Annotated in this window: 18 protein-coding genes; 11 read left to right on the top strand and 7 right to left on the bottom strand. The window is 59.4% G+C overall.

What is annotated here, in order from left to right:
* Window positions 1–97: 97 nt before the first annotated feature.
* The 3 genes from CTT34_RS04125 to CTT34_RS04115 are packed head-to-tail and all read right to left on the bottom strand — an operon-like array spanning window position 98 to window position 2653.
* On the bottom strand, window positions 98–619 hold the full coding sequence (locus tag CTT34_RS04125; RefSeq protein ID WP_159341301.1) for a GDYXXLXY domain-containing protein: 522 nt from the start codon (window positions 617–619) through the stop codon (window positions 98–100).
* A complete protein-coding gene (locus CTT34_RS04120) occupies window positions 609–1682 on the bottom strand; it encodes a DUF4401 domain-containing protein (RefSeq protein WP_159341300.1) in 1074 nt (357 codons plus the stop codon). Before CTT34_RS04120 ends, CTT34_RS04125 begins: the two co-directional genes overlap by 11 nt.
* Window positions 1679–2653 carry a DUF2157 domain-containing protein gene (locus CTT34_RS04115; RefSeq protein ID WP_159341299.1) on the bottom strand — a complete coding sequence of 325 codons (975 nt, stop codon included), beginning with the start codon at window positions 2651–2653 and terminating at the stop codon, window positions 1679–1681. Before CTT34_RS04115 ends, CTT34_RS04120 begins: the two co-directional genes overlap by 4 nt.
* A gap of 201 nt (window positions 2654–2854) precedes the next feature.
* On the opposite strand from CTT34_RS04115, the gene CTT34_RS04110 reads away from it, so the two are divergent.
* The 3 genes from CTT34_RS04110 to CTT34_RS04100 are packed head-to-tail and all read left to right on the top strand — an operon-like array spanning window position 2855 to window position 5351.
* Window positions 2855–3136, top strand: coding sequence for a hypothetical protein (locus CTT34_RS04110; protein WP_159341298.1), 282 nt, complete (start codon window positions 2855–2857; stop codon window positions 3134–3136).
* 25 nt (window positions 3137–3161) lie between these two features.
* Window positions 3162–3863, top strand: a complete 702-nt coding sequence (locus CTT34_RS04105; protein ID WP_159341297.1) for a winged helix-turn-helix domain-containing protein — start codon at window positions 3162–3164, stop codon at window positions 3861–3863.
* 3 nt (window positions 3864–3866) lie between these two features.
* Window positions 3867–5351 carry a sensor histidine kinase gene (locus tag CTT34_RS04100; protein ID WP_159341296.1) on the top strand — a complete coding sequence of 495 codons (1485 nt, stop codon included), beginning with the start codon at window positions 3867–3869 and terminating at the stop codon, window positions 5349–5351.
* 91 nt (window positions 5352–5442) lie between these two features.
* Here the strand turns inward: CTT34_RS04100 and CTT34_RS04095 are convergent, their stop codons facing one another.
* Window positions 5443–6021 (bottom strand): NAD(P)H-dependent oxidoreductase, encoded by a 579-nt coding sequence (locus CTT34_RS04095; protein WP_159341295.1) that lies wholly within the window; start codon window positions 6019–6021, stop codon window positions 5443–5445.
* 167 nt (window positions 6022–6188) lie between these two features.
* Here CTT34_RS04095 and CTT34_RS04090 point away from each other — a divergent pair, with 167 nt between their 5' ends.
* The 4 genes from CTT34_RS04090 to CTT34_RS04075 all read left to right on the top strand — a co-directional run bounded on the left by CTT34_RS04090 (window position 6189) and on the right by CTT34_RS04075 (window position 10606).
* Window positions 6189–7094 carry a LysR family transcriptional regulator gene (locus tag CTT34_RS04090; RefSeq protein WP_159341294.1) on the top strand — a complete coding sequence of 302 codons (906 nt, stop codon included), beginning with the start codon at window positions 6189–6191 and terminating at the stop codon, window positions 7092–7094.
* A 155-nt stretch (window positions 7095–7249) separates the two neighbouring features.
* Window positions 7250–7678 (top strand): DUF2231 domain-containing protein, encoded by a 429-nt coding sequence (locus CTT34_RS04085; RefSeq protein WP_159341293.1) that lies wholly within the window; start codon window positions 7250–7252, stop codon window positions 7676–7678.
* Window positions 7675–8979: a PQQ-dependent sugar dehydrogenase gene (locus tag CTT34_RS04080; protein WP_159341292.1), complete on the top strand. Its 1305-nt coding sequence runs from the start codon at window positions 7675–7677 to the stop codon at window positions 8977–8979. The genes CTT34_RS04085 and CTT34_RS04080 overlap by 4 nt, the downstream gene beginning before the upstream one ends.
* A gap of 262 nt (window positions 8980–9241) precedes the next feature.
* On the top strand, window positions 9242–10606 hold the full coding sequence (locus CTT34_RS04075; RefSeq protein WP_217352980.1) for a metal-dependent hydrolase family protein: 1365 nt from the start codon (window positions 9242–9244) through the stop codon (window positions 10604–10606).
* Between the two features lie 25 nt (window positions 10607–10631).
* On the opposite strand, the gene CTT34_RS04070 is transcribed toward CTT34_RS04075, so the two are convergent.
* The gene (locus CTT34_RS04070; protein ID WP_159341290.1) at window positions 10632–11654 is read right to left on the bottom strand and encodes an SO_0444 family Cu/Zn efflux transporter; all 1023 of its coding nucleotides are present in this window, start codon (window positions 11652–11654) and stop codon (window positions 10632–10634) included.
* A 71-nt stretch (window positions 11655–11725) separates the two neighbouring features.
* On the opposite strand from CTT34_RS04070, the gene CTT34_RS04065 reads away from it, so the two are divergent.
* The 4 genes from CTT34_RS04065 (at window position 11726) to CTT34_RS04050 (ending at window position 15363) form a co-directional block, all read left to right on the top strand.
* A complete protein-coding gene (locus CTT34_RS04065) occupies window positions 11726–12175 on the top strand; it encodes a MerR family transcriptional regulator (RefSeq protein WP_159341289.1) in 450 nt (149 codons plus the stop codon).
* A gap of 452 nt (window positions 12176–12627) precedes the next feature.
* Window positions 12628–14304: a methyl-accepting chemotaxis protein gene (locus CTT34_RS04060; protein WP_159341288.1), complete on the top strand. Its 1677-nt coding sequence runs from the start codon at window positions 12628–12630 to the stop codon at window positions 14302–14304.
* Window positions 14305–14457: 153 nt separating this feature from the next.
* On the top strand, window positions 14458–14985 hold the full coding sequence (locus tag CTT34_RS04055; RefSeq protein WP_159341287.1) for a MutS family DNA mismatch repair protein: 528 nt from the start codon (window positions 14458–14460) through the stop codon (window positions 14983–14985).
* An 81-nt stretch (window positions 14986–15066) separates the two neighbouring features.
* Complete coding sequence (locus tag CTT34_RS04050) at window positions 15067–15363, top strand: DUF1330 domain-containing protein (protein WP_159341286.1); 297 nt, start codon at window positions 15067–15069, stop codon at window positions 15361–15363.
* A gap of 72 nt (window positions 15364–15435) precedes the next feature.
* On the opposite strand, the gene CTT34_RS04045 is transcribed toward CTT34_RS04050, so the two are convergent.
* The gene (locus tag CTT34_RS04045) at window positions 15436–15912 is read right to left on the bottom strand and encodes an NYN domain-containing protein (RefSeq protein ID WP_159341285.1); all 477 of its coding nucleotides are present in this window, start codon (window positions 15910–15912) and stop codon (window positions 15436–15438) included.
* A gap of 75 nt (window positions 15913–15987) precedes the next feature.
* Window positions 15988–16938, bottom strand: a complete 951-nt coding sequence (locus tag CTT34_RS04040) for a DUF808 domain-containing protein (protein ID WP_159341284.1) — start codon at window positions 16936–16938, stop codon at window positions 15988–15990.
* Window positions 16939–16976: the final 38 nt, after the last annotated feature.

The following is a 16976-nucleotide window of genomic DNA, read 5'->3' as shown; positions in this document are numbered from 1 at the left end:
ACCAGTCTCCCATCGACGTTCACGTAATACGAGTCAAATACGGTGGTGCACGTAGTAAGGGTATAGCTGAAACGGCCCCGGACTGCCCGAAGCGCGGTCAATCTTCTCCCAAACGCTGGAAGGTGTCGTCATACAGCGCGGTGAGCAACAACTCGCCCTCTTTATTGACGCGAAACTCGCCGTAATGGGCCGTCTCATAGCGCTCGGCGTGGCCCTCCTGAAAGAAGAAGGCGTTGGTGGCAAAACGCACCTGCCCATGGCGCAGGCGAAACTGTAAGCGCCGCTCATCCGCTTCCAGCGGCGTGCCATCGTCTATACGTTGAAAGTGAGCAACTCGAGCGCTATCGACACGGACGACCACGTCACCATTCATTGAGGCTGAAGGGGTCTCACCGCGCTGATACAGCTCGCTTTGCAGGCGGTTCGCCAGGGCAAAGTTGAGCGCCATATAGTCGCCCTGCATTAGGGAGCGGGGATCGACCGGGGCCAGTTCCAGGTAAACCACCTCCCCTTGCGCGATATGACGCTCCTTCTGCCAAATGGCGCTGTTGACCACGACCAACACCGCCAGCGTGGCCAGCAGGACCACCCATCGAAAACGCCTAACGCTAGCGGCCATGGTGTTCACCTCTTTTTGTTGTCGCTAAGCGCCAGCGTTGCAACCCCCAACGCAGCGCTAACAGCGCGAAGCCCAGCACACACAGCAGCGCTGCCTTATGAAGCAGCGAGATATCTAACCAGTAGTAATAGGCGCTGACCGCTGCCAGCAGCAGGAGTATGCCGCTGGCCATTAACACCCGATGGCTAATCGCAGCGCCCAGTAGTAGCACCGCGATGCCGCTACTCAGCCCAGGCGCAAAATAAGCGAGCACCGCCACCAGCAAGGCAGCGCCATACACCGCCCACATCACACTGCTTGAAGGCGAGTGGCGGCTCAGCGCCGTATGTGCCACCCATAACAGCGCCACGCCTGCCAACGCCGTGCTGATGCTTCGGCTGAGCATCGGGGAAAGGGCGTCCCGCTCCGTAAAGTGGCCTAGCCACAGCGCCTGCCCTGCATGGGCAACGCCTTGCAGCATCAGCACGCCCACTAACAGGCCCATGCCCCAGGCATGCATATCGCTCAGGCGCTCCGGCCAGCGAAACTCGTTCAACCACAGCCCCACCAGCGCTAATACCACAAAGCCACTCGCCACCTGCGTCAACCCACTGGCGGCAAGCGAAAACTCCAAAGCAAGGCACGCCAACACCACGGCCACAAAGCGGTGAAGGCGACTTGGCATCCCCCATGCCACGGCCATTTGCATGATCACCAGTGCCCAGCCCAAGCCCACAGAAAAGCTAAGCGCATCCGCTAGCGGCCACGCGATCAACAGCTGCCCAGCTAAGCTAAACGCCAGCGCCATATGCTCCATCACATCGCTGCCGGGTGAGCGTCGCAGCAGCGCATACGCGCCTAGTACCATTACTCCGCCGACCAGTAAGGCAGCAAGCGGGCTTTCTAGCACCCACACCACGCCGGTCGCGATAAACCCCAACAAAAACAGCGCGGCCAGCCAGCCCGATAGCGCTTGAACGCCGCGCACGAACCAGGGCATAGAATGCGTGGCAGTGGCCCGCTCATTCAGAACCACTCCCGCTTGCGCGAGTGCTTGCTTCAACGGTGAATATTGTTGGCTCATTGGATAGCCTCACGCTGTAGGCGTTTTAGCCACGCTACGGCTGCCGCTCCTAGCGCAAATACCGTCACGGCAACGATCAGCAGTCCGCCTGGATCGCCTTGCCCCTCCCACATCACCATGCGAGCCATACAAAGCGTCAGCACGGCGATAACCGATACGCAGCCACCGGCCAGCATCAACAGATCCAACCGCCACCAACGATAAACGCCATACAGCGCAGCCAACCAAACGGGGTAAAGCAACGCGCTTGGCGTGACGCCAAAGGTGAACCCAGCTACCCAGCTCATCATGAGCAGCGTGATGGGTAGGCCACTGCCCAGCGCTAGAACGCGTATTGCCCAACGCCCAGGCCAGCCCCGTCGCTGGGCGCCCCACTCCCACACCGTTTGCGCCGCTACGTTGGCTGCCCAAAGCCCCCATAAGCCCGACTCCCCGGCGAGAAAGCGGCCATTCACGCCCCAACCCAATACGCTGGCATGCAGCCAAATCGCCAGATTCCCCACGCCCAGCCATACCAGCCAAAGCGGGCTAAAACGCGCCGCCCATACCCACGGCAGCCCCAAGAGGGCCCAAGCGAAAAAGAGCTGCCACGGGTCTGCGCCGGTTTGGTACACCTGCCCAACAAGCGCCAGCAGAACGCCCAACAAAACAAAGGCAGTGGACAGCGCGACCTGAACCACCCGGCGGCTGGCAGGCCGCCAAACCGCTGCCCCAATGGCCACCAATAGCGCCGCCTGCACCAAGCCAAAGCGCAGCCAGTGGCCCATCGACACCCAGTGGTACGCCACGAAAAACAGCACAGCAAAAGCCAGTGCCAAGCCGCCTAGCCACAGCAGCAGCCTATCCAGCAGTGCCGCCCAGGCGCGAGGCGTAGGATGCAGGCCCGACACGCTCACGGCCTTGGCTACTTGATCAGGTGAGATAACGCCTCGCTCAACCAGCGAGACGAGTTCACGGCGGTTCGTGGTCACGGAGGTTCCTTATGCGCAGTTTTTATGAGTCGATTTTATGAACAGTCGCGGTATCTACCGGTATTCGCGGCGCTGCGTTATACATTCGTTAAACTTGCGAGATAAACTCTTTAACACCCCGTGATGTTCCCGTGACGAGGAGCGCCGAGACTAACAGTGAGCCTACCAACCCGGCAGGCCTTCTCTCGGAGAGTTACGCACATGAACAAGTTCACCACTCTGGCAGCATTATGCCTATTCAGCCTGATGGCAACGGTCAGCCATGCAGAAGAGATGAAAAACGATGGCGGCATGATGCAAGACAATATGCAATCCGATGGCATGAGCCACTCCATGGACGACTCAATGGGTGACACAATGGATGGCGATATGGACGAGCACGGCATGATAGATGAAGGCATGTCTGAAGACAGTATGGCCATGGATGACGACATGAGCATGGAGAGCGATCACATGGACACCACCGACAGCATGAAAGAGTAACGCCCCTTTCGAGAGCCAGGAAGCTATGACGCGAAACGTACTGATCATCGAGGACAACCCAGGTATTGGCGAGCTGGTTCGTATGCACGTGGCCGAGCTGGGCATGACGCCTGTTCTTTATGACCGGGGAGATACAGGGCTCATGCGTTTTCGCGAAGGCGGTATCGACCTGGTGATTCTCGATCTGATGCTGCCCGGCTTGGATGGGCTATCGGTCTGTCGCGACATCCGCTCCTCCCCCGGCTATGTGCCCGTCTTGATGCTGACAGCCAAAAGCACCGAGCTGGACAGAGTACTGGGGTTGGAAATGGGAGCGGATGACTACCTCACGAAGCCGTTCAGCGTGGCGGAGCTTTCCGCCCGAGTAAAAGCGCTGTTTCGGCGAGTGGATGCTATGGCGTCCGCCTCACTTGAAAAAACCAAAGAGCGCGAGCTAACCGCCGATGGCCTGCGTATCGACCCGGTACGCAGGCGCGTTTTTATTAATGAACAGCTGGTCGAATTAACCGCTCGAGAGTTTGATCTGCTTTGGCACTTTGCCAGCCACCCAGGCCGCGTCTTTAGCCGGGTACAGCTGCTCAATACCGTCTGGGGATATAGCCATGAAGGGTACGAGCACACCGTCAACACCCACATTAACCGCCTGCGAGGCAAGATCGAAGCCGACCCCGCCCACCCCGCGTTCATCCAGACCGTCTGGGGTGTCGGCTATCGCTTTCGCGAATAAACCATGCTGAAAACACTCTATACCCGCCTATCGCTGGGGCTTTTTGTCCTGCTGCTGGCCATTGGCCTGCTCTACACGGTCATCAGCCTGTACACGCTGCGAGAATATAGCGCCTCAGTGAACCAAGCCCTGCACCGCGACCTCGCCAAAAACCTGGTCAACGATCAACACCTCGTCCGCGATGGCCAGCTCGACCGCAGCGCTTTAGAAGCGCTCTTCGCACTCTATATGACCATCAACCCCAGCTTAGAAATCTATCTGCTGGATTTAGAAGGCACGATACGCTCTTACTCCGCCGACCCGGCGCAGATCAACCGGGAGCGCGTGTCGCTAGCCCCTATCCATCGGCTGCTGGAAGACCCCAGCCACTACCCCGTGCTCGGCGATGACCCGCGCAGCCAAGAGCGCCAAAAAGTCTTTTCTGTCACGCCAGTGCCCAGCGCTGACGCCCCAGAAGGGTATCTCTACGTGGTGCTGCGCGGCGAAGAGTACGACGCCGCTGACCAAGTGGCCCGCAGCGCCCAGCGGCTAACCATGGGCATGTGGGCGCTGCTGGTCAGCTTGGCAGTCGCCATGATTGCCGGCCTCACGCTATTCCGCCTGCTCACCCGCCGGTTGAGAGCCCTTACCCGCTTGGTGGCAGATTTCGAGAGCAGTGGCATGCGCCAAACCCCAACCGCCACTTGGCGTGATAAACGCCCCGTTGTTCGCGATGAGATTGACTATCTCGGGGTGGCCTTTGACGACATGGCCACGCGCATTGCCTCTCAGATAGAGCAACTGACCGAAAAAGATGCTCAACGCCGCCAACTGGTGGCCCAGGTTTCCCATGACCTGCGCACGCCGCTGGCCTCCATGCAGGGGTATATCGAAAGCCTGAAACTACGCCGTGACCGCCTGAGCCCCGACGAGCAGGACCGCTTTTTAGACATCGCCCTAAAAGAGGGCCGCCGCTTAAGCCGCTTGGTGGATGAGCTATTTGAGCTGGCCGCCCTGGAAGCGCGGGAGAAACAGCCGATGCCCGAGCCTTTCCCTCTGGCCGAATTGGTCAACGATGTGGTGCAAAAGCACAGCCAAGCAGCCCAAGAGCGCGCGCTAACCCTGACCCTCAGCGGCGACCCCGCGTTACCCACCACGTACGCCGACCTCGCCATGACTGAACGGGTACTGGATAACCTAATCAGCAACGCCATTGCCTACAGCCCAGCAGGAGGCAACATCAAGGTCATCGTAGGCCACACCGACGGCCAGCCCGAGGTGCATGTACAAGACAACGGCCCCGGTATTGCCCCCAAGGACCTACCGCATATTTTCGAGCCGTTCTATCGCGGCGATGTGTCTGGCAGCACCAGACACGCCGGGTTGGGGCTGGCGATTGCCCGACGAATTATGACCCTCCAGGGCGGGGATATTCAGGTGACGAACCTAGCCGCAGGGGGCGCCTCCTTCTGCCTGCGCTTACCGGCTCATTCACCGCGCAAAGCCTGAGCAGAGCGCTAAACGTGGCACAAAAAAACGCCCACCGTTGTCGGTGGGCGTCTGTTTTAATGCGTGTGGAATGCTTTAGCAGCGCAGCGCCTTAACCAAACACGCGGCGCAGGTGGGCGCGATACGCGGCTTTGTCACGCTCTACGTCTGGCGCCTTGATCACGTCGTTGGCAATGAAGGTCGGCTGGGCCTTGAGACCAATGAACTCCTGAGACTTGTGGAACGGGAAATACACGCCATCCACGCCACGGCCTTCGAAGAAGTTACCTGGCTCGTCGAACGCTTCAATCGGCGCGTTCCAGGTCAGCGACAGCATGTAGTGGCGGCCTTGCAGCAGGCCGCCGCTACCGTACTGTTGGGTCGGGTCTTGACGAGTGCGTCCATCGCTTGCGTACAGAGCGCCATGGCCTTCAGTGAAGACTTCATCAATGTAGCGCTTGACGGTCCAGGGCGTGCCCATCCACCAGCCGGGCATTTGATACACGATGCTGTCTGCCCACAGGTAATTTTCGACTTCCACAGCCACCTCGTAGCCCTGCTCGATGACCGTTTCGCGCACCTCATGGCCCAGCTCTTTCAGCGTATCCACCGCCACGGCATGCAGGGTATTGTTGAGTTCACCACCAGAGTGGGCAAACGCTTTACCGCCATTGATCAACAGTATCTTCATTGTTTCGACCTCACTAGGTATCGTGATCACCCCGCTAACACAAGGTAAGCAGGGCATTGATTGGCGAGTATTGTGCAGCGCAAAGGCGCAGAGAAAAACCAAACGTCCGGCAAGAGACTTTTGCGCTAAAATCAATAATAGATTCATCATCGAGGCGCTTACGAACGATGAAAAGCACCCTGGAAGAGCAGCAGGCGTTTGTCACGGTAGTGGATGGCGGCTCGATTACCGCTGCCGCCGAACGGTTGGGTATCACCGTGTCAGGCGTCAGCCGCGCGCTAAACCGCCTGGAGCAGAAGCTCGGCACGACGCTGCTGCGCCGCACGACCCGACGTTTGGAACTGACCGAAGAAGGGGACACCTTTCTCGCCCACTGCCGACGCATCCTCGCCGCCGTGGAAGAGGCCGAAGAGGCCCTTCTCGATCGTCATGACCAGCCTCAAGGCAGGCTGCGAGTCAACGCTGCGCCCAGCTTCATGCAGCATGTGGTCGTGCCCGTGATCGGTGAATTTCGCGCCCGCTACCCTGGCATTACCCTAGAGCTGGATACCCACGACCGCTTCGTGGATTTGCTGGAGCAGCGAGTCGACTTGGCCATTCGCATTGGCACACTGGAGGACTCCTCGCTTCACGCCCGTCCCCTTGGCCACAGCGCGCTGCGAGTACTGGCCAGCCCCGCCTATCTGGCCCGTCACGGCACGCCTCAACAGGTAGAAGAGCTTTGCCGCCATAGCCTGCTCGGTTTTAGCCAGCTCGACCACTTGAACCACTGGCCGCTGACCTGCGCGGATGGTAAGCGCTTACATATCACGCCCACCCTGGCCGCCTCCAGCGGCAGCACGCTGCTGGAACTTGCTCTGAAGGGGGAAGGGATCGTGTGTTTGGCGGACTTCATGACACGCGCGCCCCGGCAGCACGGCACCCTGGTCGACGTGCTGCCCGACCACACTGAACTCGTCACGCAGCCGATCAACGCGGTGTACTACCGTCAAGCCACCCTATCTCAGCGTACGCGACTGTTCATGGATTTTTTAGCCGAGCGGCTACCCGCGCAGTATGCCCACGGCCCGTGAGAACGCTAAGCGCCGCTCGCTTCGCTTTGGGTAAAACTCGGCTACTGACCTACACTGGTTACGCAACACAGGAGGTCGTTGCTTGGCCGAACGCCTCGCATTTCATCGCATTCGCCAAGCATGGCCATTCGCTAGATCAGCATAAGGAGCATGCCGTGACAGCTACCCATACGCATACCTATCAACGTGGGCTGCCCCTCTTTCACTCGGTGTTTTTAGTGGGGTGCCTACCGCTTTTTTTAGGCGCCACGCTCAGCGACTACGCTTACGCCAATAGCTATCAAATTCAGTGGGCGACTTTTGCCTCCTGGCTCAACGCTGGCGGGCTAGTATTTGCCGGGCTAGCGCTGATTAGCTCACTGATCAGCTTCTTTCGCGCCAAGCCCCGCAGCCTCATGCTACTGATCTATCCAGCGCTCCTGCTGCTCACGTGGATACTCGGCTTTGTGAACGCCCTTATCCACGCGCGGGACGCCTGGGGCATGATGCCGATTGGTTTTGCGCTCTCCCTGGTGGTCACCATTTTTGCAGGCACCGCCGTTTGGGTAGGGTTTTCCCGTTTTGGCCACGGAGGTAAGCCATGAAGCGCGCTCTACGTCGCCTGCATTGTTACGCCGCGCCCCTCTGCTTGCTGCTGGCAGCGGGTAGCGCCAGCGCCCAAGAGGTCACCCGCTACGGGCCTAACCCGACGCTGCCCGAGCCTTCTCGCGGCCTGCTGCCCAACATGAGCGTGCCCGAGCCCTCCGAATGGGGCGATGCCCTGCCCAGCGTGCCCGAGGGCTACACGATCACCGCGATTGCCACCGATCTACAAATCCCCCGCCAAACCCTGGTACTGCCCAATGGCGATATCTTGGTGGCGGAAGGCAGCGGTGGTAATGCCCCCTCTCTCAAGCCAAAGGATGTCATTGCCGGGCTGATCAAATCCCAGGGGACCACCTCGGTACAGAGCGGTAACCGGCTGACACTGTTGCGCGATGCCGATGGCGACGGCCGCTATGAGGAGCAAACCACCTTTGCGGAAAACCTCAACGCTCCCTACGGGCTCGCGCTGATCGATGACGCCCTGTATGTCGCCAATCAAGATGCCCTGGTGCGTTTTGAGTACGAAGAGGGCCAAACCCAAGCCAGCGGGCCACCCGAGGAGGTTACCCCACTCCCCGCCGAGATCAACCACCACTGGACCAAAGCGATGACCGCCAGTGCCGATGGGGAGTTTCTGTATGTGGGCATTGGCTCCAACAGCAACATCACCGAGCGAGGGATGGAAGCGGAGGTCAATCGCGCGGAAATCTGGCAGATCGACCCTGATACCGGCATGCACCGCCCCTATGCCACGGGTCTTCGCAACCCCACGGCGATGACGATTCAACCCGGCACCGACCAGCTTTGGACGGTCGTCAACGAGCGTGACGAGCTTGGCCCCGACCTCGTACCCGACTACCTCACGACGGTTCAGGAAGGCGGCTTTTACGGCTGGCCGTATAGCTATTGGGGTCAGAATGTCGACCCCCGCGTTCGCCCACAGAACCCTGAAAAAGTAGAGTCGGCGATTGCCCCCGATTACAGCCTGGGTTCGCATGTGGCACCGCTAGGCCTCGCCTTTTCTATCCCCGAAATGGGCGATGAGTTCGCTGAAGGTGTGTTTATCGGCGAACACGGCAGTTGGAACCGCGCCGACCCGGTGGGCTACAAAGTGGTCTTCGTACCGTTCAGCGACGGACAGCCCAGCGGCGACCCCATCGATTTTGTTTCGGGCTTTCTCACCGATGATGGTCGCGCCCGTGGCCGCCCGGTAGGTGTCACCATCGACCCCGACGGCGCGCTGATCATTGCCGACGATCTCACCAACGCCATTTGGCGCGTCACGCCCAACGACGCGTAAAACCACAGCGGGTGGCCTGCCATCCGCTTACCCTCTCCTCCTTCTCCTACTCACCGCATGCCTAGCGTAAGCTTGCTTAAGGGCACTCACTATAGTTTATTAAGCGTGATCGCCCCTCGCCGATGAGAGAACGCTGATGCCCGCCGCCAAGACGTTTCACGCCCCGTATCTACACACGCCGCTGCCTCATGGGCACGCCTCTCATGGGCCTGGCGCCTGCTGCTGTGGTTCACCTATGCTGCAGCAGTTTCACGAGCGAGTGATGGCCGACCTCACGCGCCGCCAAATGCTGGGTGGCACGGCAGCGGTCATGGCGATGTTTGCCGGGCTCAACGTGCCCACGGTGGTGAGTGCGCAGCCGCGTCACGCCAGGGGCCCGCTGCTGCTGACCAACCTACAACTGTTTGATGGCAGCGGCAGTGCGGTGCAGAGCGGCGTGTCGGTACGTATCGACGAGGGGCGCATTCAAGCGTTGCTGCCCGCCGATGCCGCAGCCGACGGGGCGCAGGTGATCGACTGCGGTGGCCGCGTCCTCATGCCCGGACTCATCGACGCCCACTGGCACACCACGCTGGCAGCGATTACCCAAACCACCGCCATGACGGCTGATGTGGGCTACATCCATCTGGTGGCGGCCCAGGAAGCCAAGCGCACGCTCATGCGCGGCGTAACGTCAGTACGTGATGTGGGCGGGCCGTCGTTTGCGCTACAGCGCGCCATTAACGAAGGCATCGTCGATGGGCCGCGTATTTTCCCCGCCGGGGCGATGATTTCCCAAACCTCCGGGCACGGCGATTTCCGTATGCGCCATGAGATTCCACGGGGCTCGAATTCCCCGCTCAGCGAGCAGGAGCGCCAAGGGGTCGCGGCGATTGCCGATGGGGAGGATGAAGTCCTGCGACGCACCCGTGAGCAGCTCATGCTCGGCGCCTCACAAATCAAGCTGATGGCCGGTGGCGGCGTGGCCTCGCTGTACGACCCACTCGACAGCACCCAGTTTACCGAACGCGAACTGCGCGCCGCCGTAGAGGCTGCCGACGACTGGGGCACCTACGTCATGGTGCATGTATACACCCCAAAAGGCATACAGCGCTCGCTGCGGGCAGGCGTCAAATCCATCGAACACGGCCAGCTCGCCGATGAAGAGACCGCCCGCATGATGGCAGGCGAAGGGGCGTGGTGGAGCCTGCAGCCGTTCTTGCAGGACGAAGACGCCAACGTGTACCCCGACGCCGCCCGTCGCGAATCCCAGCGGCAAGTGGCCGAAGGCACCGTGCGCGCCTACGAACTCGCTCAGCGCTTCGACATCCACACGGCCTGGGGCACCGACATTCTGTTCAGCCCACAAAACACGCCTAACCAGCTGCGCCAACTGGCCAAACTCACCCGCTTCTACGACCCGCTCACGGTGCTGGCCATGGCCACCAGCCGCAATGGCGAGCTGCTGGCGCTTTCTGGCCCGCGTAACCCCTACCCCGGCACGCTCGGTAAGATCGAACCCGGTGCCTGGGCCGACCTGCTGCTGGTGGATGGTGACCCTAGCCGTAGCCTCGATTTTCTGCACGACCCTGAACAGAATCTGCGGATGATCATGAAAGGCGGGCGTATTTACAAAGACACCCGCTAAGCCACGAACAGCGGCTCACTCTCGGTTAAAAGCCCAGTAAACGTCGGCGCAGCGGTCGGATAGCCACCAGCGCCAGCACCGCCAAGGCCAGCCACTCCAACCAGTGGGGCAGCAGCTCTTGTACTTGGCTCGCCTGCTCCACCGGGTTCCAGCCGGCCATCCTGACGGCCGTATCAAACGACCACCCCACCAGCACGGTAACGATCAACACGCTGGCGAGGTACACGGCCAACGCCGCATTACCCAGCTCGCGGCGCAAAATGGCCAGCGTGGCGAGGCTGGTAATCGGCCCCGCCAGCAGGAACACCAGCGCCATTCCTGGCGAGATACCGGCTAACAGTAGCCCTGCCGCCACCGGCGTGGCGGCGGCCGCACAGATGTAGAGCGGTATGCCCACCACCGCCATCAACATCAGCGCCAACAGGCCACCCGAAAATCGTGCCAGGGTATCCGGCGGTACCAGCGTGACCAGCACTCCCGCCAGCAGCAGCCCGGCAAACATCCAGGCGCTGATGTCGTCCAGCAGATCGCTAAACGCATAACGTAGCCCCGCACTGAGGCCGCTAGGTTCGCCGGTATCGGCGTGGTGATCATGGCAGCCATGCGACGAGCAGCAACCGCTCTTGGCGACAGGTGCAACGGCCTCTGCGTCGCGGGTAAAGCCCACTAGCAAGCCCGTCACAATGGCCGTCACCAGCGCCCCAACAACACGCACCACCGCCATGAGCGGCCCAAGCAGCACGCTGGTGAGCAGAATCGAATCCACGCCCACGCCTGGGGTGCTGATCAAAAACGTCGTGGTCGGCCCGCGCCCCGCACCGCCCCGGTGCAGGGCAATGGCGGTGGGAATCGCCCCGCAGGAGCACAGCGGCAGCGGCATCCCGATCACCGCCGCCCGCACAATGCTGCCCAGGCCACGCCCACCCATCCAGCGCTGCAGCAATGTTTCGGGTAGCCAGGCTTTGATCAGCCCGGCAATCACCAGCCCCAGCAACAACCAGGGGGCTGCCGTCAAAGCAATGTGTAGCAGCTCGGTTATCAGCGTCATCTCGTCACCTGCTTGTCCACGGTGGGAATAAGGATTAGCCTAAACCCTGTAATCGTTACAGGGTCAAGCCGATGACACACGCCTATCGCATTGGAGAAGTGGCTACCCGCACCGGCTGTTCACCGGAGAGCATCCGCCACTATGAGAAGCTTGGCTTGCTGCCGCCCCCGTCACGCGGTGAGCAGGGCTATCGTTACTACGATCAGGCGGCCGTCGAGCGCATCAGCTTTATACGCCATGGCCGCCACCTAGGGTTAGACCTACACAGCATTCAGGAGCTGTTGACGCTGTCTGACCACCCTGACACCGACTGCAGCGCCGCCGATGATATCGCCAGCCGCCATTTAACCCATCTGGAAGCGCGTATTGCCAAACTGCAAGCGCTCGCGGACGAGCTGCGCCACGTGGTTCACCAGTGCCGAGGCGGCAAGGCCGCCGATTGCCAAATCATCCAAACGCTCTACGAGCACCACCCCACCTGCCATGAGCATGGTTGCCGTGACGCCGCCGCTGAGCGCTAACGCCAGCGGGCTACCCAAAAACCCTGAGTCGCCCGCTGTTCATGTCGCCACGTGCGGCCCTCTTTCTCGTCTCCACTTACTCAGCCCGCCTCGCTTTAACGAGCGATTCACACGCACTCCTCTTTTCACCTCGTTATGAGTCGCTCTCAGTAGTTATACTTACTTATTAGTAAACGCGTATAAATAAAGTCGCTATCATTCAACCTTCAATACACATCGACACACATCAAACAATAAATTTAACAACTATTAAAAATATTAAAAGACATATCCATAGCGCTTTCACGTCTATCTGAAAATTGATCCATATCAGCTTTTTATCGTGGTGTTGACATTGTTTCACAATCCAACCCACACACGCTCTGCTTTCGTTATTACAATCGCCCCGTCATTAACAATAAAAACGCTTACTTCCTCTCAAGACCACATGAAAAGCTAAGGGAATACGCCACATGAGCCGTCTCATCCATAATCTTTCGATCAAAAAAACGCTGACTATCGCCATGGGCACGCTGGTGTTATTCATGCTGCTGCTCTCTGCGTTGAGCATCGTCATCAATAAAAATGGCACCCGCTCCCTGCATGAAATCGCAGACGTGGGAGTGCGTCAGATGAACGCCATCAACCGCTCCGAAGCGAACCTGACCCAAGCCAATGCCAGCACTCGGGAATACCTCAAAGCATGGCAAGAGAATGAAACAACGAGTGAATTGAACCGCTGGAAGCTAGAAGCAGAGACGTATTTATCCTCCGCCGAGCAGCGCATAGTCGAGTTCAATACCATCGCCTCACCGCCCGAGAGCGAGCGGGAAGCGCTTGCCGCCGAGATCAATCAGATCTATCAACGTTATACCGACACACTCAACCGCGTACTTCAAGCGGCCACTCTAGGAGCTGCACAAGACGCTTGGCTACCGGTCATAGAATTAAGAAGAGAGTTTCAAGGCACGGTGCGTAACTTCGTGCAATTAACGGAAGCCAGAACGAAAGACATATTGACCGAAGATAAAAAGAACAGCCAACTCACGTTATTGGCCACCCTATTTATCATGAGCTTTGCTTTACTCATGGTGGTATTGGCTCGTCTCGTCATCGTGAAAGCCATCATTAACCCCATCAATCATACCGTCACACATTTAACAGCGATTGCCAGTGGCGACTTAACACAAGACATTCAGCGTTTAGGCCGTAACGAAATCGGCGTGCTGCTGTCCGGGTTACATGAGATGCAGTCGCAACTCACCAGTATCGTGCAAAGTTTAAAATTAAACAGCGACAACTTATTTACCGGCACGAATGAAATTTCCATCGGCACGCAGGATTTATCATCGCGTACGGAAGAGCAGGCTTCCGCCCTGCAAGAAACCGCTGCCAGCCTGGATGAGCTGACCGCCACGGTCAAAATGAACGCCGACAACGCCGCCGAGGCCAACAAGATCACCTCAAGCGCGGCCAAAACCGCCCACACCTCCGCCGAGGAGAGTGAGCAGATGCTGGCGATGATGCGCGAGCTGGAAGAGAACGCCACGAAAATGGGTGAGATCGTCGGCATCATTGACGGCATTGCCTTCCAAACCAACTTGCTGGCACTCAACGCCTCGGTCGAAGCGGCGCGAGCGGGTGAGCAGGGCCGAGGCTTCGCCGTCGTGGCCAACGAAGTGCGCCAGCTCGCCAGCCGCAGCTCCCAGTCGGCGAGCCAAATCCGCTCGATGCTGGAAATCAGCCGTTCCAAAACCGTGGAGTGTTCAGGCCAAGCGCAGAAAAGCGGCACGACCATTCGCGAACTGGCCGATAACGTCAGCAAGGTATCCGCACTGATGGCCGAAATCACCCAAGCCTCGGAAGAGCAGAGCCGAGGAATCGATCAGGTGAATATCGCCATCTCGCAAATTGACTCCGTCACTCAGCAGAACGCCGCGCTGGTGGAGGAGTCCAGCACCGCCGCCGCCTCGCTGGAAGAGCAAGCCAAACAGCTCGCCGAGATCACCGCCCAGTTCACCGTGGCCGCTTACGCACCCGCCCGCCAAGCGCCGCTTGCCCCACCGGCCAACTACCTATCGGCCTCCACGCCTGCACGAAACACGAAGCGGGAAGCCGAGGCGTTCGAGCTGGATTGGCAAACGTTCTAACACCGCCCACGCGGGTTCGAGACTCCCTTCAGGGCGGCGGATAGCCGCCCTTTTTCATGGCACCGCCCACCCTACCGGGGCAGCGTTATGGCTCGCCTTTCGGCCACGCCTCGGCTAGGGTGATGAAAGCCCATCGTCAACCAGGAGCGGTACATGATTGAAACGAAGGAAGAACTCGACGCCATCAAAAAGGCGTGCCAAGCGATGGTGACCAAAAGCGCTGGCCTGTCTGCGGGTACCGCCATCATCCCGGTGCCGGGGCTGGATATCGGCTCCGACGTCGCCATTTTGATGCGCATCATCCCCAAAATTAACAGCCAGTTTGGGCTGACGCCGGAGCAAATCGACGGCCTAGATACCGACAGCAAGCTGTTCGTGATGACCGCCATCTCCAACACCGGCAGCAAGATGGCGGGCAAATACATCACCCAGAACCTGATCATCTCGCTACTGAGTAAAATGGGCGTGCGAGTGGCGGCGAAGGGCGCTTCCAAGTTCGTGCCGCTCATCGGCAGCGCCGTGGCAGGCGGCATCAGCTTTACCGCCATGAAGTACATGGGCAACAGCCATATCGACGACTGCTACCGCATCGCCCTCGCCGCTCTGGAACACCGCCAGCTCGAACGCGCGGTAGAGGCTAACGCCGTGATCGAAGCCGACAACCCCACCCAAATCGATTGATCCCATAGCCACGCTTCATGGGGCAGCGCCGTTAGGTGGTGGTATGCTTTAGCGACTTTTCATATTGCGTAGGAGAAAGGAATGCCCGCTTATATCGTTCTGACCCGTGAACACACCCACGACAGCGAAGAAATGCAGCGCTACAGCGAAAAAGCCAAAGCCGCCCGTGAAGGCCACGACCCGCAGCCGCTGGCGTTTTACGGCGATTTTGAAGTGCTGGAAGGCAGCGCGATGGAGGGTGCCGTGATTCTACGCTTCCCCGACATGGCCGCCGCCCGCGCCTGGTACCAAAGCCCCGCCTACCAAGAAGCCCGCAAGCACCGCTTCCAGGGTGCTGATTACCGCGTCTTCTTGGTGGATGGCATCGAAGAGGCGTAAGGCCTCGCTATTCGGCTCACTTTTTGAGCCGAATAGCCTTTATATTCGGCTCAAACCTCTTTCGCTGCTCATTTACCCCAGCAGCAGATCACGCTCGATAGGAATGAACTCGCTCGCGGCGTTAATGAGCGAGGCAGCGGTGAGCTGGGGCACACCGTAGACCTCGACGCGTTTGCCGTGCACCTCGCGAATTTTCTGGGCTAACAGATCGAAGTCGCCATCGCCGGAGACCAGCACCACCACATCCGCTTTCTCGGCGTATTCAATGGCATCGAGAGTGATGCCCACGTCCCAGTCGCCCTTGGCGGAGCCATCCGCGCGCTGTATGAAGGGCTTGAGCCGGACATCAAAACCAATCGAGCGGAGGATATTCTGGAACTCACGCTGCTTGGCGTCGCCTTTATCGATGGCATAGCAGCGGGCGGCTACCACGTCCCGGCTGGCCGTTGCCTGGGCCCAGAAACGGCGATAATCGAAGTGTTTGCCGTAGGCCTCGCGCACGGTGTAATAGACGTTCTGGGTATCCACGAAGATAGCGACGCGTGTCATGGCAAAAGCCTCAGCAGGTAGTGAAACGCCAGCCTCTTGGGGCTGGCGTTAGTAAGCGGGTATGGTACCGCGCCGCTATTTAGAATGCGCCCGCTTAGCAGGAACGAAGCGCAACCCCCCCACCACCACCGAGCCCACCAAGAAGCCAATCACCGCAGAGCACAGCGTATTGAAGCTCCAGCCCAGCGTACCGCCCAAGGCCCAGGTGGCCTCGCGAATGCCTAGCTCAATATGATGTACCCACTCATAGGGCGCTTTGAGCCAGCCCGTTCCCGCGGCCCCCAAATTCACCATCAGGATATGCCCACCCACCCAAAGCATGGCGATGGTGCCCACCACCGAGATGGTCGCCAGCACCTTGGGCATGGCCGTGACCAAGCCCCGGCCCAGCGCCTGTATGCCTGAATGATCCCGCTGGGCGAGTTTCAGGCCCACATCGTCCATCCTGACCAGCAGCGCCACCACGCCATACACCAAAACAGTGATCACAAACGCAACCACCACCAAGCTGGCTAGCTGTGACCAGAATCCTTGATGAGACACCGTCGCCAGCGCAATCACCATAATTTCAGCAGAGAGAATTAGGTCGGTGCGGATGGCACCACTGACGATCTTCTTCTCGGCTTCCGGCCCTTTTTCGACTGCGGGCTTGTCATCGTCATGCTGGCCAGAGAGCTTATGCCACACCTTCTCCGCGCCCTCAAAAGCCAAGTAGGTGCCGCCTATCATCAGGATGATCGGTAGTAGCCCGGGCAGAAAATAATTCAGCAGCAGCGCCGCCGGTAGGATAAAAATCAGCTTGTTGCGGATAGAACCCAGCGCGATCTGCTTCACAATCGCCAGCTCACGCTCTGCCACTACCCCGTGCAAATATTGCGGCGTCACCGCCGCATCATCCACCACCACCCCAGCCGCCTTCGCCGTCGCACGACCAGCGGCAGCGCTCACATCGTCCAGTGATGCTGCGGTCAACTTCGCCAATGCGGCAACGTCGTCCAGTAGTCCTATTAGACCGCCAATGGCCATAGGTGCTTCCTCCGTGAATAAGCATTGCAGACAGTAAA

Source organism: Halomonas meridiana, assembly GCF_009846525.1.
In the GTDB taxonomy this organism is placed as follows: domain Bacteria; phylum Pseudomonadota; class Gammaproteobacteria; order Pseudomonadales; family Halomonadaceae; genus Vreelandella.
The sequence above is the reverse complement of the archived record's forward strand: the minus strand, read 5'-3'. Positions and strand labels throughout refer to the sequence as shown.